Origin of the sequence: Legionella bononiensis, from assembly GCF_016786215.1 — a bacterium.
Taxonomy (GTDB): Bacteria; Pseudomonadota; Gammaproteobacteria; order Legionellales; family Legionellaceae; genus Legionella; species Legionella bononiensis.
Genome location: NZ_JADOBG010000023.1, coordinates 93,089 through 118,175 on the forward strand (window position 1 = coordinate 93,089; position 25,087 = coordinate 118,175).

Below are 25,087 nucleotides of genomic sequence, written 5' to 3' on the forward strand. Positions count from 1 at the left end.
TCTGCGCTAAATATAAAAAAAGGCTATGGATCCATGATGACTGTAGATGATTTTTTTCGTGCTCTTAAAAAAGAACATATCCTTCTAACCGAGCAAGACGGAAAGCTCATATGCCATGTAAGAAAAGGGTGTGATCTTGTCCCTGAGTATCGGTTGTTCCTGAAGCAGAATAAAGAAGAGATTCTTAAAAAGCTCAAGCATCTTTCAAATAGTAATTCAACTAAAAAAATGTATGGCCTTACCCCTCTGCAGGAGGGATTGCTTTTTCATAGTTTGGATAGCTCTAATGATTTATCTCTTTATTGCCAACAAAAATGTTGGGAAATTGAACATAACATTGATCTTCATGTCTTTAAAAAAGCCTGGCAGATTCTGTTCGATCGCTATGATGTATTAAGGACACGATTTATTTGGCAACAGTTGGATAGGCCACAGCAAGAAATCGTTGATGAGGTTGAATTGCCATGGTTTGAATACGATATTAAAGATACATCAGCTGATCTTGATACTTTTCTGGCTAATGATTGGAGAGCAGGCTTTGATTTGATGCAAGCTCCTTTGATCCGACTGATTTTGATAAAAGTAAACGGTAAACCTTGCAGGTTTGTTTTTACTCATCATCATTTAATCCTCGATGGTTGGTCATCCACTTTACTTTTTCAAGAGCTTGAAGCGCTTTATTCTGAGGGTGTATCTGGAGAACTATCTCATGTTCACTCAAGCGGTCCCAGTCACTCGTCTTTGGTGGGGTGGTTGGAAAAGCAGGACTCTCGCGCAGGCCTGCAATTCTGGAAAGAACATCTGCGTGGATTTGCAGAAGCAAACTCTTTACCCGTCAGGCTAAATCAAGAGGTTATAACGAGAACTCTTGGTACAAAACAAGCATCAATTTTTGAACATAGACTTGATCCTGTTTTTTCAAAAGCTTGTGTTGAGTTTGCTCGCAACAATGGAATCACCATTAATGCCTTGATGCAATTTTCCTGGGGACTCCTGCTCAGCATCTATTCAGGCTCAAATGATGTTTTATTTGGGATGGTGTCCTCAGGAAGGACGGCCACTATAGATGATGCAGAACATATTATTGGCATGTGCATTAATACGTTACCATTTCGAGTAAAGATCACTGCACGACTATCCGTGTTTGAACATTTAAAACAAGTGCATATTGATATTCAAAAGGCAAATATGTACGGGTTTCTCAAATTAGTGGACTTGCGTAAATATACTGAACTGGAAGCCGGAGTTGATTTTTTTTCCAGCCTGTTTCTCTTTGAAAATTATCCTGGCAGAAAGAAAGCCTTGTCCGACGCTACACCTTGGCATAATCGCACGATTCAGGAAAAAACTAATGTTCCTGTTACTTTGCAGGTATTCGATGAGCTTGATCAATGTTTGTGGTTGAAACTTCAATTAGCGCCTGATATCTCATTTCAATTGAATGGGAAGAGATTATTGTACCATTATGAGGGGGTTCTAAACTGGATCATTCAGCATATTGATAAAAGTCCCTCTGAATGTGATTATCTTTCAGAGGAAGAGCGCATAAAAATTCTACGATGGTCTCAAGGGCCGGTTAAAGAACGTGATAAAACGGTCTTGTCAATTTATTACGCCAATCCCTGTTTCAACAGTGACAAAATACTCCTTGAGCATGATGGACTGCCTTTGTCTTTTGCGGCCTTTGAAGCGTTGACGAATCAATGGGCTAATTTACTCCACAGTAACTATCAGGTTACCCAGGGTGATGCGATTGCTTTTTTACTCACAGAACCCTCTGCGGCAGTGGTGCTGATGTTCAGTATTTTAAAGCTTGGCGCTCATTATGTTCCTTTACATCAGGATTGGCCTATAGCTCGACAGCAAAAAGCGGTTATTGACGCAGGTGTTACGTTATGGATAACTGACGCTAATGCGACATTGTCCTCAAAAGAACTACCTGCTGCAATAACTTTGTGTTCCTATGCAGAAGAGGTACCACATTTAGAGCATTATTCAAAAGATTTCAAAGCAGATTCTATTACACCTCATGAGCTGGTTTATACCATTTACACCTCTGGTACTACAGGTGTTCCTAAAGGAGCTTCTGTATATCATCAGTCGGTTAGCAACGTCATTCGCTGGTGTGAAGAGACTACTCCGATTGAGTTAGACAGCAAATTTTTAATAATCTCCTCCTTTAGTTTTGATCTGACCCAAAAAAACATTCTTACACCTATTTGTTTAGGCGCAGAGTTGCATTTTTTGCCTGAGGGGCATTTTGATATTTTGGCGATTTTAACCATCATCGAGAGTAAAAAAATTACTCATTTAACCTGTACTCCCAGTGTATTTCGTCTATTGCTCGATGAAGCAGAGGCTGACAATTTTCAATGCATGAGCAGTTTGAAGCATATAGTTTTTGGTGGGGAGAAACTGCAATTGCCAAAATTGGCTGCGTGGATGGCAAGCGGTTTCTATGCCGCAAATTTACATAATAGTTATGGTCCTACTGAATGTACGGATATTGTGACTTGTTTTACCTTGCCATCAGGTTCATCGCTGAGTGAAGTCCCAAGGGAATTTTCCATTGGTACTCCTGTTCCTAATCTTAAAGTATATATTCTGAGCAAAGAAAATCGTTTAGAAGGTATTGGGGTTCCAGGTGAATTATGTATTGGAGGTATGGGTGTTGGTTGTGGATATAGAAGTGATAAAGAATTAACCCAACAGCGTTTTGTATCCAACCCGATCGATAGAGCGGAACGAATTTATCATACTGGTGATTGGGGTATTTGGCGTGAGGATGGACTGATTCATTTTCTTGGGCGTAAGGACGCTCAAATCAAGTATCACGGACATCGGATTGATTTGACGGAAATAGAAAGGGTACTGAACAACCAGCCAGAATTGAAGCAGAGTGCGATCGCGCTTCAAGGCGACGAAGGTAAAGAGAAAATCATCGCTTACTGTGTGCCACTTAATATTGATGAACCGATAAATACGGAATTCTTGCGTACTCAATTACTGCAAGAATTACCTCAGTACATGATTCCCCATGTCTTTATTGAACTGACAGAGATTCCTTTGACCCATAATGGCAAATTAAATCGTGCTGCTTTGCCTCTTTTGGATAGAGAGGTTTTTGAGTTGCAAGAAGATTTTGTTGCGCCTGTAACGCAGGAAGAACAGCAATTAGCGCAGATTTGGGCGGAAGTACTTGGTCAGTCTCAGATTGGCATCAATGATAATTTCTTTAGTCTTGGTGGTGATTCAATTCTGGGTATCCAGGTTGTAGCTAAAGCACGCACCTTAGGATTAAGTTTTGAAGCCCACAATCTATTTCAATATCCCACAGTTTATGAGCTTGCTAAAATTGCTCATCAAAGCAAGGCGCTTATAATTGATCAGGGTTTGGCAAGTGGAACATTCCCTTTGTCACCACCACAGGCCTGGTTTCTTAGTAAACAACCCGATAACCCCTCTCATTTTAATCAGTCGTTCTTATTTAAATTTAAAAAAACAGTGGCACAGAACTCTTTAGAAGTAGCGTTAAAAGAGTTGGTGAACCATCACGATGCCTTGCGCTTACGCTTGCGTAAAGGTCATCAGACGACGGATGTGACTTTTTATGACGCGCAGGATCATGCGTTTGCACCGTTTTTGCATCAGGTGAAAGTCCAAAAAGAGCAAGACATAGAGGACGTATGTGATTCTTATCAAGCATCACTTGATATTGAGCAAGGTCCTGTGATGGTAGCCGTCTTAATTGAAGGACCTGAACCTAAGGATATGAGATTGTTTCTTGCAATCAATCATTTCGTTGTTGATACGGTTTCCTGGCGAATTATTCTTGAGGATTTCCAAGCTTTAATTGAACAGTTGGAAATGAAAAAAACCATCAGTTTACCCAAAAAAACATCTTCTTATCGTTCCTGGGTAGAAGGGCTGCAACAGGCTGCTAATTCAACATTGCAAAACGAATTACCTTATTGGGAAAAAATATGTTCTGGATATAGGCCTGTTCCAGTAGAGTTAAATCCGGATTATTTTCCTAAACGTCATGAAACAGAACTTGTCCATATAAGCTGGACTAAAGAACAGACCCAAAATTTATTGACGCAAGCTCATGTTGCTTATAACACGCGAATGAATGATTTATTGCTGGCGGCATTATCGCTCGCTTTTTGGCGCTGGCAGCATATAGAACAACTCTGGTTTAATTTGGAAGGACATGGTCGAGAGCCTATCACACCAGATGTAGATATTTCTCGTACTGTTGGCTGGTTTACTTCGTTTTTTCCACAAAAGCTGACATTTAAAACGGATTGTTCCGATAACTACGCGGAGATAATTAAATCGATTAAGGAGCAGATCCGCAAGGTTCCAAATCAAGGTGCTGGATTTGGACCTTTATGGTGCTATTTAAATGAATGCACCCTTAATATTGCATGTAATGTCAGTTTCAATTATTTAGGACAACTTGATAGTTCTTTTAATGAGGGATGGCTGCTTTCATTAGCTTCCGAAAATAAAGGGAGGGAGCGTTCCCAAAATCATCGTTCACCATTTCAACTCGATCTGAATGCTGCAATTCTGGATCATCAATTTACGATGCGTGTTCGTTATAGTCCTAAAAACTATCGAGAGGAGTCAGTACGCCATTTTGCAGAGCTGTTTAATGTATCTTTAGATCAACTTGTAGCGCATTGTCTTGCTCAAAGTTCATCCACGAAAACTCCTTCTGACTTTAATCAAATCAACATTACCCAGGACACCATCGATAAATTATCAAAGAATGGGGGCATGGAACATGCCTTTCCACTGACTCCATTGCAAGAAGGGATGTTGTTTCATAGTGTGTCTTCTCCCGGGGATGATGTTTATTGTACCCAGGTTTGTATGAAATTTAGTGCAGAGGACTTTAATTCAATAGATTTTAAGCAAGCTTGGGAACAACTTGTTGAAAAATATGATGTTTTTCGTACTCGTTTTGTTTGGGAAGATGTTGAAAGGCCTTTTCAGGTCGTTTATGCCGCTCGAAAGTTAAAATGGAACGAGTTCGATTGGCAGGAATATACTGAGGTAAAAATTGAAGAGCTGTACCAGGAGTTTCTTTATAAAGATCGGCAGCAGGGGTTTGATTTCACCCAGGATGGCTTATATCGTATATCACTGATCCGGTTTTCAGAGAACACTTTTGCTTGTGTTTTTACGCATCATCATCTTCTTTTAGATGGATGGAGCATCTCGCTTTTGATTGATGAGGTTGTTAAAAAATATATTAATGCAAATAATTCGAAGAAGAATGGATCTAAAGTTGCGAGTTATGGCTCCTTTGTAACTGTTTTTTATCAAACCAATAAAGAAGAATGCAAAGAATTTTGGCATGATTATTTGCGAGGTTTTGACCAGACAACTACCTTGGGATTTGCAAATAATGCCTTGGATGTTCACAAGCAGATAAAATCAGTTTCGCGTTTATCAACTCACCTCGATGGGGCGCTTTCAGATAAATGCCGTCAATGTGCTAAAGCTGCTCATGTGTCTCTGAGCACGTTTATGGAATATACCTGGGCGGTTTTGTTGTATTTATATAATGGTGAACGAGATATTGTCTTAGGTAATGTGTCTTCGATTCGTCATTTGGAGGGAATGACCCATAGTGAATATATGGTGGGATTGTTTATTGCTACTTTGCCCAAGCGTATTTCCTTAAAATTAAATCAACCCATAATCGAACAATTGCACGAACTTAACCTGATGTCGCAAAAACTGGTGAAGTATTCCAATGTTTCCTTAAAAGAAATTCAACAAGAAACAGCTCTTGATCCCAAGGCCTCACTCTTTTCAAGTTTATTTGCGTTTGAAAATTATCCCATCAACACTGCGTGGGTAAAGCATGATCGTTTTCATTTACTGGAAAAGAAGACTTATGAAAAAAATAATTATCCATTTACCCTCTTTGTTATACCCAAAGCTGAAGTTGAGTTACGCTTTGTTTGGGATGGGGAGTGTTTTGATAAAGTAGCAATAGAGCGCGTCTCTCGTCGGTACAAAAATCTGTTAGGTATTTTTATTGAATCAGACAGCTCACAGTCTCTTGATCATCTTCTTTATCAGTTTTTTAAACATGAGGATCTTGCTTATCATCAACCGCCAAGCGTTCAGTTCATGGATGTGGAACGTAACGATATTTCCCTATCATACCATCAGGAAAGACTACGATTTATTGATCAATTTGAAACGGGAATTGTTTACGATTTAGCCCCAAGTTACCATAATATTCCAATTGTTGTGCAATTTTTTGCAGACTTGGATCTGGGGAAATTACATCGGGTTGTTGAGGCTGTGTTAAAAAAACATGCTGTTCTACGTGGGATTTTTACAGAAGAGGATGGGCAGAATTGTTTTCGGATCCTGGATGTTCAAGAGGCAATTGAAGGCATTAACTTTAATGTTCAACAAATGAGTCATTTAAATTTGGAAGAAATATTGGCAGTTGTTGCTAAAGATGCTAATAAACCTTTTGCTATTGATGAACATCGTTTGCGGGTAGACATTTATTTACAACAGGAGCAGCACTTTATTTTGGTACTAACGGTACATCATAGTGTGTGTGATTTTCAATCTACTCGTATTCTTGCAGATGAAATTGGGGACTGCTATCTGAATTTGGCCACAGAACAAGCTTCGTCAACATTGGCATTTATGGATTTTTCTTTATGGCAACGTCATTTATCTTCAGAATTGATTGATCGCCTCTTTTTTTATTGGCGTTGGCAATTAGCTCTTCCCTTACAGGCGCTGAAATTACCAGAGGATCATTCACGACCCCCTGTTCATCGTTATAGTCAGTCGAAAATTAGTGCTGAAATTTCTCCAGATTTGTTGTTAGGAGTGCAGCAGGTAGCATTGAATAGTAATGTATCTGAGGAGGAGGTATTTCTAGGGAGTCTTCAGGTTGTTCTTGCTCAATATTCAAGCACCAATGAGGTAGTTGTTGGTCGGGAACATGATAATCGGATTTGTTCAGATCTTGCCTATACCATAGGTCCGTTAGGGAATTTGACTGTGATTCGCAGTATTCTGGAACGGCATGATGAATTAAAAACTCATTTTTTCAAATTAAAACAGCTCTGTGATTTGGCGGATCTGTATTCGGGATTGCCTTTTGATCAGCTCGTTAAAATGGTAAATCCTGAGAAAGATATGAGTCGCACTGCTCTTTTTGATGTTTTGTTTAAATATATGCAATCAGAGGGTGATGAAGCTAATTTAACGCCGAATTCCTACAAACATCTCGTGAATTATCTGGGTTATGGTAAATATGATTACGTGTTTTTTATTAAAGCCGGTTCCTCATGCTCTGCAATTGATGTGATTTATAATCGCGATATTTATGATGAAGAATCAGCGCGGCAATTGTTAAGGCATTACATTGCGCTGCTGCAAAATCTTCCCAGATTACTTTATGAACGGATTGAAGACATTGACTTGTTAAGTGAAGAAGAAAAACGTATTCAATTAGAGGTGTGGAATCGTCCAGACATTAATTTTCCTAAAACTTTAACGATTGTTCAGCGTTTTGAGGAAATGGTCTGTTTGTACCCGCATCATATAGCTCTTCGTTTTGACCAAAATGAAATGACCTATGATGATCTTAACCGGATGACAAATCAACTCTCAGATTACTTAAAGCATCATGGAGTGGGTCGTGAGATGCTGGTAGGATTACTCATGCCTCGTTCAATGGATATGATAGTTGTCATTTTGGCGGTGTTAAAGACGGGAGCTGCTTATTTACCCTTGGATGTTCATGCTCCAGAACGTCGTAATCAATACATCATTGATAATTCAAAAGTTCAATATCTTATTTCCGGCCTCTTGAATTCAGAACAGCTCATTGAACATGTTGCACATGTTTTAGACTGGAATTGCATTAAACAAGAATTACATCTCTATAGTCAGGAGAATCCTGGCTCTGATCTTAAAAGCTCAGATGCCGCGTATTGTATTTATACTTCTGGGACAACAGGAGTGCCGAAGGGCGTTACTATCAGTCATCAAAATGTGATTAGGCTGTTTTTGAATGATGAGGCTTTATTTCCTTTTTCTGCAACAGATCGTTGGCTGCAATTTCATTCCTATCATTTTGATTTTTCGGTGTGGGAAATTTTTGGCGGATTGCTATTCGGTGGCTGTATTGTCCTCGTTGCCAAAGACGATACTCTTAATCCTTCCCGAATTCTAGAGTTATTAAGGATGGAAAGGATTAGCGTCTTAAATCAAACCCCCACTGCATTTTTTAGTTTAAGCCAGGAAGTAGTTGCTCAAGATTATCCTTCTTTGGATGCATTGCGGATGGTGATTTTTGGGGGTGAAAAGTTAGATACGCGGTACTTGCTGGAGTGGGTAACAAAATACCAACACATGAAAATGATTAATATGTACGGTATTACAGAAACAACCGTTCATGTTTCTTATAAAGAAATTCAATTGGAGGATATTCTCCATAATCGCAGCAACATTGGTAAGTCTATTCCCACGACGCTGATGTACATTATGGATCAGCATCAAAATCTTCTTCCTCCTGGAGTGCAAGGAGAAATATATGTGGGAGGCGCAGGGCTGGGGTATGGTTATCTTTATAACGAAACACTTACTGCAGAACGGTTCATTAACCATCCTTACCGAATTGGGGAGCGCCTGTATCGCTCGGGTGATCGCGGTAAGTTATTACTTAATGGTGAGGTAATTTATCATGGCAGGAATGATAATCAGGTAAATATACGTGGTTTTCGGATTGAACTTGGTGAAATTGAAACCTGCCTGTCTAAAATTCCAGGAATCACCCATGCAGTGGTTTTGGTAGATTACAGTATTGTAATGACCCCTAAAATAATTGCTTATTATGTGGCAGATAAAATCATGCACAGTGCTGATATATTTTCTCAGTTACGTGATTTTCTGCCCCATTACATGATTCCTGCTTATCTTATTCAAGTTCCCAGGATCCCGCTTACCGTTCAAGGCAAAGTGGATAAAGCAGCCTTGCCATCGCCCACCGATCTAAAAAATGATGAGCTACATCGTTCAGAACCACAGACTGAGGTTGAAGTTATCTTGGCTCAGATCTGGGAGAATGTGCTGAGCCGTGAAAGCATCTATTTAGAGGATAATTTTTTTGATTTGGGGGGGGACTCTATCCTGATTATTGTTGCCATTTCCAAGGCAAGAGAGAAGGGAATTTATTTAACCCCAAAAGATTTTTTTATCGCTTCAACCCTTAAGGATTTAGTGAATTTGGCATCGTTTCATCAAAAGCAAATTGGGGCTCGACCAATCCCCTCAGACCCCTTTCCATTGAGTCCAATCCAGCATTGGTTTTTTGCCCGTGATTTAGCTCAGCCTAATCATTATAATCAATCGGTTTTGCTCAGGGCGAACGATTCCATACATGCTGAATTTTTACAGCAGGCACTGATTGAGTTGGTTCGCTATCATGATGCACTGCGGATTCGATTTAGTGATGATAAAAAGGGACAATGGAAACAGACCTATCAAAATAAGGTCACTACCCAAGATATTCCCCTATTTGTATTAAAACCATGTGGACCCTCTGGCGGGTGGGAAGAGGGTGAGTTGCAGGCGGCGTTTACTCAATTACAAGCTGGTTTAAATATTCAAAATGGACCTCTCATAAGTGCTGCGCTTGTTCCAATGGCAGAGGGAACTAAGGATTTACTGTTTCTTGTAATTCATCATCTGGTTGTTGATACTGTTTCCTGGCATTTAATCATCAATGATTTGGAATTAATATACAAAGCAAAACTTGCGGGAGTTGATGCGGATTTGCCATCTAAAACATCTTCTTTTTATGATTGGGTCTTGGCACTTGAAACCTACAAAAACTCATGGTCTTGCAAGCTGCAGAACAATTTTTGGCACAGTATTGTGCAATCCGATAAACTGCTGAAATCCAGAGAAGAAAAAAACAATCAACTACAATACAGCGCTGCCAGCTGCTCCTTGAGTTTAGGAAAGAAAGTTACTCAAACTCTTGGTAAAGCCTTGGCGAAACGCTCTGATATTTCCATTGACGATATTATTTTTGTTGCCGTTTATAATGCATGTCAGTCCACCTTGGATGATGAATTTATTTGTTATAAAGAAGGCCACGGGCGGGTTGGTGATTTATTAGGGGTTGATCTGACGCGCACGGTAGGTTGGTTTACCAGTTTATATCCAATAATGGCTGGTGCTCCTGTTGCCAATCATGATGAGAATCAATCAAGAACCAACCTCCTGTTGTGGTTGCAACGCAAGAGGCTCATTCCTGATGAGGGCATTGGGTATGGTTTGATACGTTATGGTGGCACTCATGAGGAGGTGTTTGAACCATCACAAAAATATCGAATTGGTATTAATTTCTTGGGACGTCATGAAATTACAAGACAAAAGGCTTTATTTTCTCAAAGCGATTTAGCGTGCGGAGTAGAGTCCTCTTCCCAAAACCATCGATTTTTCGATGTGAATATAAATGGGTGGATAGGTTCTAATGGCCTGGAACTAAAAATAGCTTATGACGCGAATACATTTGGTGCTGATTCTGTTCGGTATTTTACCAATATACTACGCAATACACTACATGATATAGAGCAGACGCTAAAACAAATACCTTCTGACTCCGTGCAATTGAATCAGGTTACCCTGGGAAGCCAACCTCAGTTTAAGCCTGTCTTGTCGTGGAGCGAAGAAGCCACTAATACACCGTTATTTTTATTTCCGCCACTGTTGGGCGGAGCTGAAACGTATATAGAACTTGCTAATCGTCTTGGTTCTGATCGCCCGATTTATTCTCTCGAATCGTATAATTTACATAGTGGTTATTCTTCGGTGTCTGATTTGTCTGAGTTAGCCAGATTTTACAGCGCGGTCATTTTAGCTATTTTGCAGGACTTTCCAGCCCATAATAAAATTTGTCTGGGAGGATGGTCCATGGGGGGGCTTCTTGCTTGGGAAGTAGCGCATCAATTGGCAAAAAAATCTATAGTTATCGAGAAATTGTATTTAGTGGATACACCCGTACATTTGGCTAACCATTTCTTTAATGCATCTGAAATTGCATTTGAACGCTACCTGTCTCAGCTTATGGACATTGCTAAAATGAATGAATCTCTGAAAGAAAAATACTACAAAGTATATGAATCCGAGCGAATTGCGATTGCGAACTATTCCATTCAACCTAACGAGTGCGATGTAGTGTTATTTGCTGCACAAGCAAGTTATGGTGATTTGCATGAGGGATGGTCTCAGTTTGCACGCAAGGTTGAGTTTTATGATGTTCCCGGATCACATTTCGATATCATGAAAGATGATAATCTGGAAAAAATAGCATCTGTAATAAACGGTCACGTGAAACAAAAGGATTAACAAATGAACAAATTACAGGATAAAACTCGAACAAGTGCTGGAAGAAATCTAAAAAAATACTCCAAGGACTATCTAGCCGCTATTGAGAAGCGACAAGGGCGAGGAGAATCTTTAACTATTGAGGAAGCCTATCAATTATATTCCAGTGTTCAGGCAACATCGATGATTCCCGGAGTGATGGCTGAAGTGGGTGTCTATAAAGGAGGATCTGCTGTTATTCTTTGTGAGGCAAAAGGAGATCGGGCGCTATATCTTTTTGATACCTTTACTGGAATGCCAATGACGGAGGTTTCAACTGATGCGGATGCCTGGGGTAGAAAAACGCATCGAGACACATCCGTGGAAGGTGTTCAAGAGTTCTTGTCTGAATACTCTAATGTTGAAATCATTCCAGGAATTTTTCCACAAAGTATTCCTGAACAATTTAAGTCAATGTCCTTTTCTTTTGTAAATTTAGATGTGGATTTATATCAACTTACTTTGGAGGCATTAAAATTCTTCTGGCCGCGGATGTCCGTGGGCGGGCGTTTAATTTCTCATAATTATAATTCAGTTTGTTATGATATTGATGATACGCCTGGAGTAAAAAAAGCCTTTAAGGAATACTTTAAGGATAGTCAGCACCTTATTGTGGAGGTAGCTGAAACTCAATGTCTGGTGATGAAGTGTTAAGGAATTTGCCGCTTGCTTGTTGGTTAATAACTCATGTGACGCACGATCAAATTGAAGCGGCCATATTTTTAATCACCGATAACTTTCTTCTCGTTTGTCTGATTTTTATATCAATAGGCGATATCTTTTTATAATCACTTTATATCCTGTTGGGACACTGAAGTCAGCATAGCGAACCATGCGATAGAGGATATTTATCTTTTTGAGTACTGTCCCTTTATCATCAGAGTAATGCCAGTAGTACACTTACAATTTCGGATGCGACCGCTTGATTTCGCAACCAACGTTCAAAAAAATACCCATTGATTTGAGATAGGTTTGGTAAATAAGGTAAAAATATTGACATTATTGGGTATAATATGAGATATTCACTTTGCGAGGTTGGACTTGCTATGTGTCATTCCACTGGGTCAATTGGCGACACACTGATTGGCCCTTTCTATTTATATCCCATCCCCTTTTAAAAACTACTCAAGACGAGTTTAATTCCGATAAATGTCATCAATACGCCACTAAACAATTCAATACCTTGCCATACGGTAGTTTTGGTCAGGATATTGGAAAAATAACGTGTAGTCATGGTCAACGAACTAAACCATAACAGGCTTGAAGAGATAACCCCTAATAAGAAGGCCATTTTATGATCTGGAAATTGGCTGCTTCCGCTGCCGATGATGACCAGCGTATCGATAATGGCATGAGGATTCAATAAACTGAAGCCCAAGGCAAATAAGACAATCTGAATTCTGTTATGAGGTTGAGGTGTCTTGTCGGATTCTTTTTTATGATGCGTGAACGCACTTCGGAACGCTTTTATAGCATAATAAAGTAGAAACGCGGCGCCAAACCAAACCAGCCATATTTGCAGGGTGGGGTGAACTAATAGTATTTGATGCAAGCCAGCTACACTGGCACAGGCTAGAATAATATCGCAGATAAAACATATCATAGCGGATAATGCAGCATGATTTCTGCGCGCACCTTGTTTAATCAGAAAGACATTCTGAGGTCCCAGGGCCATGATTAACGACAAGCCCAAGAGTAATCCATTGAAATAAATAAACATAAATTTAAAAAAAAATAATATAAAAAGGCAGGTGATTATAACATATATTTGTCACTTGCACCGGTGTTTATGATTTGAATTTAGACTATGAGACCATGAAAATGGCAAAGGGAGCGATTTGAACTCTGTAAAGAGTATTTGCAGTTAGCTATTGATAAATGGTTTCATCGAGTCAGAGCACTATAATTCAGTTAAGAATTCTGAATGGAAATGGGTAGATAGGAACAAAAATTCTTAAATTAAGGGCAGTATTGTGTCATTGAGATTGATAAGTACGGCACACAGTGTCTAAAACATGATGCAATATGGGAGCAACATTGCTGCTGGAATAACATTGTACGCGTTGAAAGGCATTAAACGCCAGCTGCTTTGCCAATTGTTTCTCAGCAATAATTTGCTCTAGAGCGTCGGCCATGCTGATTGGATCTTCAGGTGGTACCAGAAGTGCGCTTTGAGAATCACCTACAATCTCCAGCGGTCCAGATAACTTGCTAAGCACCATGGGCAAAGAGTGCATCATACTTTCTAATACAACCAGGCCAAAGGCTTCCTCGCGAGAAGGAAGACAAAAGATATCCAGACTCTTGTAAAAGGAGTGTCGGTCTTCTATCCATCCTAATAAATCAATTTCATTATTTAATCCGTGATGTTGAATTAATTGGACGTATTGTTCCTTTTCTTTGCCATCACCTGCAATTTTTGCTTTGAAGGCAATTTTTCGTTTTTTTAATTCAGCCAGGGCTTCGATAAAAATATCAACCCCTTTGATTTTAGCGAATCGAGCACATACTCCGATAATCGGTACACTGGATTCTTTGGGCTCTTTAAAAGTTAATTCCTCAGGAATATGCACCATGTTGGGAACAGTATAAACCGAATTTGCCGGTATCCCTGAATTGATAATGTCTTGTCGCATCTGTTCCGTAATGGCAATGATTGCATCCGTTCCAAAATCATAGTGACCACGAACATGGCATACTGCAATTTTGGGAACTTTGGTTCTCGTTTTTTTGAATAAATAAGCAGCTCTGTAGCTGTGAGTAATGATACAGTCTGGATTTTCACGTTTAATGAGTTTGCGCAATCGGTAAATAGCAATGAGGTCATGTTGATTGTAGTTGTGGATTGTTTTCAAATGCTCCTGGGGACAATTGTTTTTGATCTCTGCCTTGGGGTGAATGACAGGAATGACCTGGTTGCCTTGCGTGGTGAGGGCTGGGATATAGTTTAGAAATACTTGTTCCAATCCACCGTTAACTTTGGAGAACATCGCATTCAAAATTTTCATCCTGAGCTCCTCAATCTTATATCATTGCCAATTCAGTAAATCCTGACAAATGGTTACGACAGATCAACCATAATTTGTCCATTCTCGATTTGTGTAGGATATACCTTCAAGTTTTTTTCTTTTGATATTTTTCCTAGCAACGTTCCTACAACTGGAGGCCATGGAGACCAGCATTTAGCTTCACCGGTATTTAAATCAAATTCACTCTTGTGAAAGGGGCATATAATAGCGCAATCCTCAGTAATAGTTCCTTTTACTAAAGGCAACTTCAGATGAGGACATTGTGATTGGATTGCATGGACTTGATCATTATGCCAGATGAACAGTATTTTTTGACCATCAATAGTAGCTACATGTCGATTTTCTTGTTGTAACTGCGTCAGTTCCATTGCAGGTTTGAAAGTCATGGTTATATTCCTAGTTTTAAAAAGTGGGCATTATAACAGTGAAGTAGGTATTCTGTTAGTATAAATTTGCCGTGGAGTATCTCTTGTTGTTGCTAATTTGATCATGTTGATTAAGTGGTGACATGCAAGGCGATTTACTGATTCATTTCATCTGAATAAAGGGGTATTTAAAAACCTGAATACATTGCATCTTGGCTATAGAGGAGTATAAAATGCGACAATTATTCTGTCTCCTCAAGAGAAGCATACAAAATAAGAACAAATAGGAGGGAGCGTGGGCTCTTTGTTAAGAAAAAAGTTTATTGTTGCTATTTCATTAGCAATGCTTAGTGTCATTGGTCAAACGTTACATGCGGAAGATGCCACTAATAAACCCATAGAACCACTCATTGATGGTTATTACCCAAGCTATCCTCCTACTGCTCCGGCAACAGGCGCGCAGCAGGAATTAATTCAGCGCGGTGAATATTTGGCAAAAATGGGTGATTGCATCGCCTGTCATACTGATGTTAAAGGTGGAACTGGCGCCTATGCGGGCGGATTACCCATAGAAACACCTTTTGGAACGTTTTATAGTCCAAACATCACACCAGATAAAGAAACAGGAATTGGTAACTGGACTGAGCAGGATTTTATCCGAGCTCTTAAAGATGGCCGTGATCCCAAAGGGAGAAATTATTTTCCTGTATTCCCTTACATTTACTTTTCAAAGATGACTGATGATGATGCTCGGGCTTTGTACGCTTATTTTATGAGCATCCCTGCTATCAATCTAAAAAATAAGGCATTACCTTTTCCTTTCGGAGTCCCTGGCGCACGATTCTCCTTATGGGGCTGGAATATTCTGTTTTTCTTTCCCGAAGAGAACTCCATTGAGTATCAAGCAGATCAATCACCTGAATGGAATCGTGGAAAATATATAGTGGACACCTTAGGTCATTGCAGCATGTGCCATACGCCGCTAAATGTATTTGGTGCACCAAAAAACAGATATTATTTAACGGGAAGTTTCATTGATGGTTATTGGGCGCCAAACATTACTAAATATGGTTTGGAGTCCGCTACACATGCTCAGGTTGCTGATGTATTTAAGGACAATGAGCTGATTAACAAAGCTGGCCCTGTCGCTGGCCCAATGGCTGAAGTAAATCACAACAGTTTAAGTCATTTAACTGAAGCTGATCGACTGGCTATCGCTACTTATCTTAAGACAGTAGAAAGTGAGGAGCGTTATGGCGTCTCTCCTTCAGATATGCCTCCTTCGCTAGCACGAGGAAGACAGGTTTATTTAAAAGCCTGCATCATTTGCCATCAGGATAATAAGATGAGCGCTCCAGTGATTGGTGATTCTGCAAACTGGTATATGCGATTAAAAAGCAGCGGTTTAACAGGTTTGTATCGACACGTGATTCATGGTTATAACTCCATGCCGGTCAAAGGAGCCTGTGTCACGTGTTCCGATAACGATATTATCTCCTCTGTAGATTATATTCTTAACGAATCACTGACACGTTCTCAATGGATTGATTTGAAAACTGGTGGAGCAGAAAAATATCCTTCAAATGGTGAAAATACGTACAATGAAAATTGCGCTGTTTGTCATAATGAAGGTAAATTGGGCGCTCCCAAAATTGGTGATAAACAGGTCTGGGCTCCTTTAATTGCAAAAAATATGGATGTATTAATTGAAAATACGGTTAATGGTAAAGACCATGTAAAAAATGGTGGTTGTGAGCAATGCACTACTGATGAAGTGATAGAAGCAATCAAGTATATGGTCAGTCAATCTAAAACTGATGGCAATTTTTCTCTGTGGTAGATTGAGAGGTAATTAGTAATAGTTTAATCGATTAAAAATGAGTCGGGTTCTCCCGACTACTTGACGAGATGAGGGATTGGGATGTTAAACAGGTTAAAGATCTGTAGATTGGTACTAATGCTATGCAGCATCGCATCGGCACAATCAGTGTGGGCTGCTGCAGATAATTGGCAATTAAACATGTATAAAGGAGTTACTCCTTTAAGCCATGATATGTATTATTTGCATATGGTGTGTATGGCTGTGTGTGCCGTAATTGGTGTGATTGTTTTCGGAGTAATGATCTACTCCCTGATTCACCATAGAAAATCCAAGGGGTATAAACCGGCATCTTTTCACGATAATCCTCGCCTGGAAATTGTATGGTCCATTATCCCCTTTCTAATTCTGGTTGGTTTGGCAATTCCTGCTACCCAAGTACTGATAAGAATGGATGATTCCAATGAATCCGAAGTGACAATTAAGGTAGTCGGTTATCAGTGGCGCTGGCAATATCAATACCTCGATCAAGGTATTAGTTATTTCAGTAATTTATCAACACCTTATGATCAAATACAGAATAAAGAGAAAAAAGGCCAATGGTATTTGCTCGAAGTAGATAAGCCTCTGGTTCTGCCAATTAATAAGAAAATTCGTTTTCTGGTTACTTCAAACGATGTAATACATTCCTGGTGGGTTCCCGAACTTGGCATTAAACGTGATGCAATACCCGGATATATGTATGAAGCATGGGCGAGAATTGAAAAACCTGGGGTGTATAGAGGGCAGTGTGCCGAATTGTGTGGAATTAATCATGGATTTATGCCGATTGTTGTTCAGGCTGTAAATGAAGATGAATTTAATGCCTGGGTTGCCAAGCAGGATAAAGTTGAAGATCAATATGCAAAAGCCGAGACTCTGCCTGGCGATCAAAAAACAATGTCCCGAGCTGATCTAATGACATTGGGTAAACAAAAATACGACCAGTTTTGTTCTGCTTGTCATAAAGCGGATGGAACAGGTCTTCCACCCATGTATCCTGCATTAAAAGGCAGCTCAGTTGCGGTAGGAAAACCCATTTCACGTCATATTGATCTGATCCTTAATGGGATTCCGGGATCTGCGGGAATGATGCCTTATAAAAATCAATTGAATGATGAAGAGATTGCGGCAATTGCAACTTATGAACGAAATGCCTGGGGTAATAATACTGACGATGAAATTCAACCCGCAGATGTTGCAAAACTGCGACAAAGTAATAATCAAAAACCTACCATGGTTAATAAAGCTAAAGCAGGAGGTTTACAATGAGTAAGGCATTAGCGCATGCAGAAGAGTCCCATGATGAACATGGTCCAGAACAGGGTAAAGGATTGATGGGATTTGCAAAACGCTGGTTATTTACCACGAACCATAAAGATATAGGTAGCCTTTATTTATGGTTAGCTATGATAAGCTTCTTTGTTGCTGGTGGTATGGCCTTGGTTATCCGGGCAGAACTATTTCAGCCAGGTCATCGGTTTGTCGATCCTAATTTTTTCAATCAAATGACCACCATGCATGGTCTGATCATGCTTTTTGGGGTAGTCATGCCAGCATTTACCGGTATGGCGAATTGGCAGATTCCTATGATGATTGGTGCCCCGGATATGGCTTTACCCCGGTTGAATAACTGGAGTTTCTGGATTTTACCCTTCGCATTCTGCCTATTATTTTCTACTATGTTTCATGCAGGTGGCGGTCCTAATTTTGGTTGGACAATGTATGCTCCATTATCTACAAAATTTGCTCCTCCCAGCACCGATTTTATGATTTTCTCTATTCATATGATGGGACTTTCATCAATCATGGGTTCTATTAATATCATTGCGACTATTCTGAATTTACGTGCTCCAGGCATGACTTTGATGAAAATGCCAATGTTTGTCTGGACCTGGTTGATTACTGCATTTTTGTTGATCGCAATTATGCCGGTCTTAGCAGGTGCTGTTACAATGATGTTGGCTGACAGGCATTTTGGAACCAGTTTCTTTAGTGCGGCAGGTGGTGGTGATCCGATCCTGTTTCAACATATATTCTGGTTTTTCGGACATCCTGAAGTTTATGTACTGGTATTGCCCGCATTTGGGGTTATTTCCGAAATTATTCCCACTTTTAGCCGTAAACCTTTATTTGGCTACCATTTCATGGTGTACGCTACAGTCAGTATTGCTCTCTTATCTTTCATTGTGTGGGTGCATCATATGTTTACAACAGGCGTTCCTTTAGGCGCTGAATTGTTTTTCATGTATACCACCATGCTTATTGCAGTTCCGACTGGAATTAAAGTATTTAACTGGGTCAGTACCATGTTCAAGGGGGCAATGACTTTTGAAACTCCCATGCTGTTTGCCCTGGCATTTGTATTTTTATTTACTATCGGTGGCTTTACTGGTTTGATGCTGGCTTTAGTACCTGCTGATTATCAATATCAGGACAGTTACTTTGTAGTGGCGCATTTCCATTATGTATTGGTTCCAGGTGTGATTTTTGCTCTTCTCGCCGCGACATACTACTGGCTGCCGAAATGGACCGGGCATATGTACAATGAGCGTATGGGGAAATGGCATTTCTGGTTGTCAGTAATTTCAGTGAATTTGACTTTCTTCCCTATGCATTTCCTTGGATTGGCTGGTATGCCAAGAAGAATCCCCGATTATGCCTTGCAGTTCGCTAATTTTAATATGGTTGCAACTATAGGTGCATTCATCTTTGGTTTTTCGCAATTACTGTTTCTATTTAACGTCATTGGAACCGTAAGGAAAAAAGGCTCTAAAAAGGATGTTGCTACTGCGAGAGTTTGGGAAGGGTCTCATGGTTTGGAATGGACATTACCATCTCCACCACCTTACCATACTTTTACAACTCCACCCGAGATTCACTAAAGGTGGGGTTTAATGAATAATGCAAAAAAACAACAAAAATTACTCATCATATTGACTCTTGTTGTTTTAGGAATGTTTGCTTTTGGTTTTGCTCTGGTACCTATTTATAATAGTTTATGTAAAACATTGGGTATTAATGGCAAAACAAATCCAGAGGCAATTGCTTATGATGTCAGTAAAGCAAAAATTGAAAAAAACAGAGAAGTACTGGTTGAGTTTGTTGCGACTAATAACAGCGGTGTGCCTTGGGAGTTTTATCCTAAAATTTCCAAGATTCGAGTGCACCCTGGTGAAATAGTTAAACTGGCTTTTTATGCTGAAAACAAAACGGATCATCGAATGACCGTACAGGCAATTCCCAGTGTGACGCCAGGAATTGCTGCTAAATACTTAAAGAAAACGGAATGCTTTTGCTTCACTCAACAAACGTTGAATGGACATGAGGCAATGAACATGCCGTTATTATTTCATCTGGATACAGAGTTACCTGAGAATGTTAAGACAGTAACGCTGTCTTATACTTTGTTTGATGTGTCAGGAAGAATAATGAATTAGAACATGCTGATCTTATCTTTGTCCCAATCCAGTAAAACAGTGCTCTGGAGCAAATGTACTGGATGAGGACGAAATAATGAGATCTATCATGAAATGTAAACAGACCCGGGAATCAGCACTTGTAGACTGATTTATTGACACAGGAGATTAAAATACAATGGGAGCACACGGTACTTATTATGTCCCCAAGCCTAGTCACTGGCCTTTGGTGGGCTCAATTGGATTGACTACTACTTTGGTAGGAGCTGCATCCTGGCTTCATCATGATTGGTATGGTCCGTACATATTTACTGCGGGACTTTGTATTGTTATCTTTATGATGTTTGGCTGGTTTGGCCAAGTTATTTACGAAAACGGTAAAGGCCTTTATGACATGCAAGTCGATAGATCTTTTCGATGGGGAATGTGTTGGTTCATCTTTTCGGAAGTCTGTTTTTTCGGGGCATTTTTTGGCGCTCTGTTTTTTACCCGTTTCTGGGCCGTACCACTTTTGGGTGGAGAGGTTCACCCTATTACGCATTATACCTTGTGGTCAGATTTTAAAGCAGCTTGGCCATTACTGAATAATCCGAATAATCAAATATTTTCAGGCGCTCATGAAGCTATGGGAGCGTGGGGTCTTGCCGCAATCAACACTCTTATTCTTTTGACCTCGGGGGTAACTATTACCTGGGCTCACTGGGCTTTAAAATTGAATAAGCGAACCCAGTTATTAGTTGGAATGTCTCTTACTATTGCCTTGGGTATTTTATTTTTACTGCTACAAGGTTATGAATATCATGAAGCCTATACGGAAATGAACTTAACTCTGGCTGCTGGTATTTACGGTACAACTTTCTTTATGCTGACAGGTTTTCACGGATTACACGTAACACTCGGAACTATTATGCTGATTGTTATTTTGGTACGCTGTAAGCGTGGTCATTTTACGCCAGAACGTCATTTTGCATTTGAGGGTGTTGCCTGGTATTGGCATTTCGTAGACGTTGTTTGGCTGTTTCTATTCCTTTTTGTCTATTGGCTATAAATTTATTTTTAGGCTATCGAATTACAACCGGGTGTTGATTAACAAGCCCGGTTGAAATTGAATGTTTTCGATCTCCAATTTATATGTGAAATAGAATTTTATAAATTCAATTTCACGTATGGTTGCTACTCCTCGGAAATAGCGAGCTATAAATAATGCCTGGGTGTCTTTTTCTAAATAATCATTACAGTTTAAAACCAATTCGGTCTCAGATAGGCTTATCATTTGGCATTCATACATATTTTTGCCAATTTTGATGGTAACGTTTACAGGTTGAACGGGTTGAATTAACAACGCAATCTCCGTCAGATAATATTAAGGATGGTCTATAGATTCAGCTCTATTAATTGGAACTGACTCATTAACATCCTCATTTAGCACTTATTATTAAAATAACAAGATGTCAAAATGATAATCATATGTATAAGTCTAGCTTAAATTTTATTTTTTGGATTGTTAGGGTTTGTTGACAATTCAATTTGTACAGGCCACGCCACGTAGGGCTTATAGAACAATTGTCAACAGAGCCTAGTAAATGGACTTGGTCGACGTTGGAACGCATAGAGTACTTGACGAATTTAAAAGAGCATTATATTTCAGCACGTATTACAAAATTAATTCATTAAATCTAAAAGTGCAGCAACAAGATAGTAAAGAAGTATCACAAAGAATGAAATAATGGAAAATAAGGGAAGTAGAATTGTAAACACACGAATTAATACGGCGTTATAAAAATGTGTAGTCTGATTAGCTGATCCCCAAAATGCTTTTAACAACCATATATAAAAACAAATTGAATACAGTACTAGTGGGTAAAGCCAAATAGTGTTAAGACTCAATTGATGATTTGTTAATGCAATAAGCAGAAGGACATAAAAACCAATATATACGATTCCTCCTTCAAAGAGATAAGAGCTTGAGTAGTTCCCCAATATAATTTGGAAAAAAGTTAATTCTCCATTCCAACCTTTTTTTAAGTAAGTAAACATCAAAATATCTTTTAATGGCCCTATTGATAAATATAGAGCAAATATAAAAAAAAACGGCACGATAGAAAAAAATTAGTAACATGAGATTAAATATCGACCTTTGTGGCAAATTTAAATATAATACGTTCTTTTTAAAGTAGAGGTAGGTTATGCAAAGTAAAATTGAACCCCGTTGGATGACAGATGATGGAGAGCTGATTGTTCGTTCTCCAAGACAATCAACTCTGTCTGAAACAACTGCAGCAAAAACAGCACAGAATATGTATCGTTTATTTCGATCAGAAGGAAATTTGGCCAAAGCCCAGGAATACATGCGAAATATTAATCATGCAATGCAAATTGCGTACGAACAAGATGGAAGTGGTAAATGCAGAACTCCTAGCGATCCTCAAGGACCTCGGCTGATCTAGTACGGAAGTACTCTAAATTTATTGCTATAGAGTGCAGCCAATATTTATACAGTGCTCAAGGAAGAGTCGCCCCTTCTTTAGTACAATGAAACGATTCAATAGCTTATAATCCTCTTTATAGATTCATTTATCGTTAATAAGAACTCACAAGATAAAAAGATATCTCGTATTATCGTCTTATGGGATACCAATATCATGATGAGATCTTTACAGATTCGCTAACTGTATTTCATAATGAACTTCACAATGATTTTGGAATGATTTGATTATGGAACAGATAATTCGCTTTGCATTGAGTAATTTCACCTTAACATTTTTACTGATTGGTATCATATCCGCTGTTATATCATTACTGTGTGCGAGAAAACCCTTACATAAAGCAGTTATTACAGAAACATTATTTTCCTATTTTTTGTTGATTGGAATGGGTTTTTCAATGTTTTATAATTTTGTGATGCATGTGTTTTTTGGGGAAATCGCCGCCCAATTTATAGGTTGGGCAAACAGTCCTTTTCAAGCGGAAGTAGGATTTGCCAGTTTGGGATTTGCAGTGGTGAGTATGATGGCATTCAAGGCTTCGTGGTCGTTTCGTGTCGCGGCATTTACAGCTCCTGCCCTTTTTCTTTTAGGTGCTGCGGGTGGTCACATTGTTCAAATGATTGTTGCTGGTAATTTTGCTCCTGGTAATGCGGGAATTATATTTTGGACTGATCTTATCATCCCGATCATCGGTTTTGGTTTTTTAGTGGTAACCCAAAATAATACAGGGGATACGCTTCAATAGTTCAGAGTTAAGTTGCGATATGTGTTATTGATAGTTCACCTGACCTTAACTGGAGTCAGGTGAATATTAAAATGCTCCGTACACTATCCTATTATCTAAAAGCTCTGCCAACAAAGGTGTCTTCATTATGGAAGCGGTCTTCATCCTGCTCGGCAAATCCTGTTAAGGCAGTAACTATAGGTCGTGTGATTAAACTAATGGCTGACTTTAAAAAGCTGGCTATAGCTAAAATGATTGATGCTGCTGATAGGATGAGATAACCCGCTGCTACATCCAGATGGTCTTCATGATCGTTTCGCACAATACCCGTTTTAATGGCTATTGCTTGCGCACTTTCCCAGATTGCTGTTCCCAAACTGGCAATTGATGCAATTAGGCCAAGCGCTGGAAGCGCTGTTGCTCCAACTACTTCATCAAAATAATCATGTCCATCACGTAGCTGATCGAATAGCTTAAGGCGTTTGATAGCCTCGTCACCGATATACTCCAATGCTGTGCCAATATCCTCAAAATTCCTTAATTTATTAAATTTTTGCTCAAAATGCATGATAAGAAAATCAAGATGGTCGGAGTAATTCTCAAAGAAATTCTTTTTGGGATCCGGTGTTTTCTGATTAACAAAAAACTTGGTTTTAGGGAAAAAATTATAAACTTTAGGCATTTAGCGCTCCTACAAGGACAGTTGGTTTACTACCCCGACAAGTATAATATTAATTCATTAAGGGAATATTAAAGCTTATTTAGGTGAGTGGATTCATCAGGAATTTTAGGTTGGAAGAATATACAACATAAAGATATAGCAGGAAAGCCTTGCGGCAGACTGACTTTACCTTAGGAATATACAGCTATCGCCAAGATCACAGAACTATCAATGACCTCAATTCATTAATTGCTCGATTATTTTTTGTAGGGTATTGGCGTTTTCATAATGAATGACCAATGAACCTTTACCTGCTTTACCAGGCTTTAGCTTAACTTGTGTTTGCAGATGTTGCGCCAGGGAGCTTAATTTCTCTTTATAAAGTGGAGCGGGTTCATCATTTGGTTTTTGTTCGATTGTTCCGGTTTTTACTCGCTCTACCAGCTTTTCAGTTTCTCGGACCGATAAATTTTTCGCGATGATTAATTGAGCAACCTGGCTTTGTTGTTCTTCATCCAGCATGAGCAATGCTCGAGCGTGTCCCATATCGATATCACCATGCTCAAGGAGTTTTTTTACCGAAGATGAAAGCGAGAGCAAGCGAAGAAAATTACTGACTGCCGTTCGTGATTTACACAGGAGATCTGCGACTTGTTGATGTGTCAGAGCAAATTCACTGGTGAGCCGGTGCATGGCTCTTGCTTGATCCATGGCATTTAAATCTTCACGTTGCAGGTTTTCAACTAAAGCCATAGCCATAGCGGTTTCATCATCAACCTGCTTTAATACTACGGGTACTTCGGTAAGTCCAGCAATTTGGCTGGCACGCCAGCGTCGTTCACCGGCAATTATTTCATAACGACCATTGCTTAACTCACGCACTAATAGAGGCTGCAATAAACCTTGTTTTTTTATGGATTCAGCCAGTTCTTGTAATGGGGCTTGTTCCATTTCACCACGAGGTTGGTATTTTCCAGGTTGTAGACAGTTAACTGCTAACTTAAGATTATCAGATTGAGGCTTATCATTGAGCAGAGTACTGCCAGATTGACTTAATAAGGCGGATAAATTACGTCCTAAGCTACTGCGTTTTACTGTCATAAATTACCCCA

Annotated in this window: 15 protein-coding genes and 1 pseudogene; 9 read left to right on the forward strand and 7 right to left on the reverse strand. The window is 39.4% G+C overall.

Annotated elements, in window-relative coordinates:
* The first annotated feature begins 33 nt into the window (after positions 1-33).
* Positions 34-11,415, forward strand: coding sequence for a non-ribosomal peptide synthetase (locus IZU94_RS17200; RefSeq protein WP_203113666.1), 11,382 nt, complete (start codon positions 34-36; stop codon positions 11,413-11,415).
* A 3-nt stretch (positions 11,416-11,418) separates the two neighbouring features.
* Positions 11,419-12,087 carry a TylF/MycF/NovP-related O-methyltransferase gene (locus IZU94_RS17205; RefSeq protein ID WP_203113668.1) on the forward strand — a complete coding sequence of 223 codons (669 nt, stop codon included), beginning with the start codon at positions 11,419-11,421 and terminating at the stop codon, positions 12,085-12,087.
* A gap of 64 nt (positions 12,088-12,151) precedes the next feature.
* On the opposite strand, the pseudogene IZU94_RS18530 reads toward IZU94_RS17205, so the two are convergent.
* The 4 genes and pseudogenes from IZU94_RS18530 to IZU94_RS17220 form a co-directional block, all read right to left on the reverse strand.
* A pseudogene (locus IZU94_RS18530) lies at positions 12,152-12,324 on the reverse strand (IS701 family transposase); the annotation flags it as partial.
* Positions 12,325-12,547: 223 nt separating this feature from the next.
* Positions 12,548-13,153 (reverse strand): LysE/ArgO family amino acid transporter, encoded by a 606-nt coding sequence (locus tag IZU94_RS17210; protein WP_203113670.1) that lies wholly within the window; start codon positions 13,151-13,153, stop codon positions 12,548-12,550.
* A 256-nt stretch (positions 13,154-13,409) separates the two neighbouring features.
* Entirely contained in the window at positions 13,410-14,441 is a 1,032-nt protein-coding gene (locus tag IZU94_RS17215; RefSeq protein WP_203113672.1) for a glycosyltransferase family 4 protein, read from the reverse strand.
* Positions 14,442-14,494: 53 nt separating this feature from the next.
* The gene (locus IZU94_RS17220; RefSeq protein ID WP_203113673.1) at positions 14,495-14,848 is read right to left on the reverse strand and encodes a Rieske (2Fe-2S) protein; all 354 of its coding nucleotides are present in this window, start codon (positions 14,846-14,848) and stop codon (positions 14,495-14,497) included.
* A gap of 322 nt (positions 14,849-15,170) precedes the next feature.
* Here IZU94_RS17220 and IZU94_RS17225 point away from each other — a divergent pair, with 322 nt between their 5' ends.
* The 5 genes from IZU94_RS17225 (at position 15,171) to IZU94_RS17245 (ending at position 21,152) form a co-directional block, all read left to right on the forward strand.
* Complete coding sequence (locus IZU94_RS17225) at positions 15,171-16,667, forward strand: c-type cytochrome (protein WP_238400579.1); 1,497 nt, start codon at positions 15,171-15,173, stop codon at positions 16,665-16,667.
* Between the two features lie 81 nt (positions 16,668-16,748).
* The gene (gene coxB, locus IZU94_RS17230; protein ID WP_203113677.1) at positions 16,749-17,957 is read left to right on the forward strand and encodes a cytochrome c oxidase subunit II; all 1,209 of its coding nucleotides are present in this window, start codon (positions 16,749-16,751) and stop codon (positions 17,955-17,957) included.
* Positions 17,954-19,570, forward strand: coding sequence for a cytochrome c oxidase subunit I (gene ctaD, locus IZU94_RS17235; RefSeq protein WP_203113679.1), 1,617 nt, complete (start codon positions 17,954-17,956; stop codon positions 19,568-19,570). The genes coxB and ctaD overlap by 4 nt, the downstream gene beginning before the upstream one ends.
* A 12-nt stretch (positions 19,571-19,582) precedes the next feature.
* Positions 19,583-20,125, forward strand: coding sequence for a cytochrome c oxidase assembly protein (locus IZU94_RS17240; protein WP_203113681.1), 543 nt, complete (start codon positions 19,583-19,585; stop codon positions 20,123-20,125).
* 157 nt (positions 20,126-20,282) lie between these two features.
* Positions 20,283-21,152 (forward strand): cytochrome c oxidase subunit 3, encoded by an 870-nt coding sequence (locus IZU94_RS17245; RefSeq protein ID WP_203113683.1) that lies wholly within the window; start codon positions 20,283-20,285, stop codon positions 21,150-21,152.
* Positions 21,153-21,173: 21 nt separating this feature from the next.
* Here the strand turns inward: IZU94_RS17245 and IZU94_RS17250 are convergent, their stop codons facing one another.
* Positions 21,174-21,446: a hypothetical protein gene (locus IZU94_RS17250; protein WP_203113685.1), complete on the reverse strand. Its 273-nt coding sequence runs from the start codon at positions 21,444-21,446 to the stop codon at positions 21,174-21,176.
* Between the two features lie 844 nt (positions 21,447-22,290).
* Between IZU94_RS17250 and IZU94_RS17255 the strand changes: the two genes are divergently transcribed.
* Together IZU94_RS17255 and IZU94_RS17260 are read left to right on the forward strand one after the other, a co-directional pair.
* On the forward strand, positions 22,291-22,551 hold the full coding sequence (locus tag IZU94_RS17255) for a hypothetical protein (RefSeq protein ID WP_203113687.1): 261 nt from the start codon (positions 22,291-22,293) through the stop codon (positions 22,549-22,551).
* A 268-nt stretch (positions 22,552-22,819) separates the two neighbouring features.
* Entirely contained in the window at positions 22,820-23,335 is a 516-nt protein-coding gene (locus IZU94_RS17260; protein ID WP_203113689.1) for a DUF6790 family protein, read from the forward strand.
* Positions 23,336-23,426: 91 nt separating this feature from the next.
* Here IZU94_RS17260 and IZU94_RS17265 read toward each other — a convergent pair whose 3' ends face one another.
* Positions 23,427-23,996 carry a hypothetical protein gene (locus IZU94_RS17265; RefSeq protein WP_203113691.1) on the reverse strand — a complete coding sequence of 190 codons (570 nt, stop codon included), beginning with the start codon at positions 23,994-23,996 and terminating at the stop codon, positions 23,427-23,429.
* 216 nt (positions 23,997-24,212) lie between these two features.
* Positions 24,213-25,076 (reverse strand): ParB/RepB/Spo0J family partition protein, encoded by an 864-nt coding sequence (locus IZU94_RS17270; RefSeq protein ID WP_203113693.1) that lies wholly within the window; start codon positions 25,074-25,076, stop codon positions 24,213-24,215.
* Positions 25,077-25,087 lie beyond the last annotated feature (11 nt).

What these genes read in the sequence shown, in the direction of transcription:
- IZU94_RS17200 (WP_203113666.1), top strand. Translation starts at nt 34, where the DNA reads ATGATGACTGTAGATGATTTTTTTCGTGCTCTTAAAAAAGAACATATC.
- IZU94_RS17205 (WP_203113668.1), top strand. Translation starts at nt 11,419, where the DNA reads ATGAACAAATTACAGGATAAAACTCGAACAAGTGCTGGAAGAAATCTA.
- IZU94_RS17210 (WP_203113670.1), bottom strand. Translation starts at nt 13,153, where the DNA reads ATGTTTATTTATTTCAATGGATTACTCTTGGGCTTGTCGTTAATCATG.
- IZU94_RS17215 (WP_203113672.1), bottom strand. Translation starts at nt 14,441, where the DNA reads ATGAAAATTTTGAATGCGATGTTCTCCAAAGTTAACGGTGGATTGGAA.
- IZU94_RS17220 (WP_203113673.1), bottom strand. Translation starts at nt 14,848, where the DNA reads ATGACTTTCAAACCTGCAATGGAACTGACGCAGTTACAACAAGAAAAT.
- IZU94_RS17225 (WP_238400579.1), top strand. Translation starts at nt 15,171, where the DNA reads ATGCTTAGTGTCATTGGTCAAACGTTACATGCGGAAGATGCCACTAAT.
- coxB (WP_203113677.1), top strand. Translation starts at nt 16,749, where the DNA reads ATGTTAAACAGGTTAAAGATCTGTAGATTGGTACTAATGCTATGCAGC.
- ctaD (WP_203113679.1), top strand. Translation starts at nt 17,954, where the DNA reads ATGAGTAAGGCATTAGCGCATGCAGAAGAGTCCCATGATGAACATGGT.
- IZU94_RS17240 (WP_203113681.1), top strand. Translation starts at nt 19,583, where the DNA reads ATGAATAATGCAAAAAAACAACAAAAATTACTCATCATATTGACTCTT.
- IZU94_RS17245 (WP_203113683.1), top strand. Translation starts at nt 20,283, where the DNA reads ATGGGAGCACACGGTACTTATTATGTCCCCAAGCCTAGTCACTGGCCT.
- IZU94_RS17255 (WP_203113687.1), top strand. Translation starts at nt 22,291, where the DNA reads ATGCAAAGTAAAATTGAACCCCGTTGGATGACAGATGATGGAGAGCTG.
- IZU94_RS17260 (WP_203113689.1), top strand. Translation starts at nt 22,820, where the DNA reads ATGGAACAGATAATTCGCTTTGCATTGAGTAATTTCACCTTAACATTT.
- IZU94_RS17265 (WP_203113691.1), bottom strand. Translation starts at nt 23,996, where the DNA reads ATGCCTAAAGTTTATAATTTTTTCCCTAAAACCAAGTTTTTTGTTAAT.
- IZU94_RS17270 (WP_203113693.1), bottom strand. Translation starts at nt 25,076, where the DNA reads ATGACAGTAAAACGCAGTAGCTTAGGACGTAATTTATCCGCCTTATTA.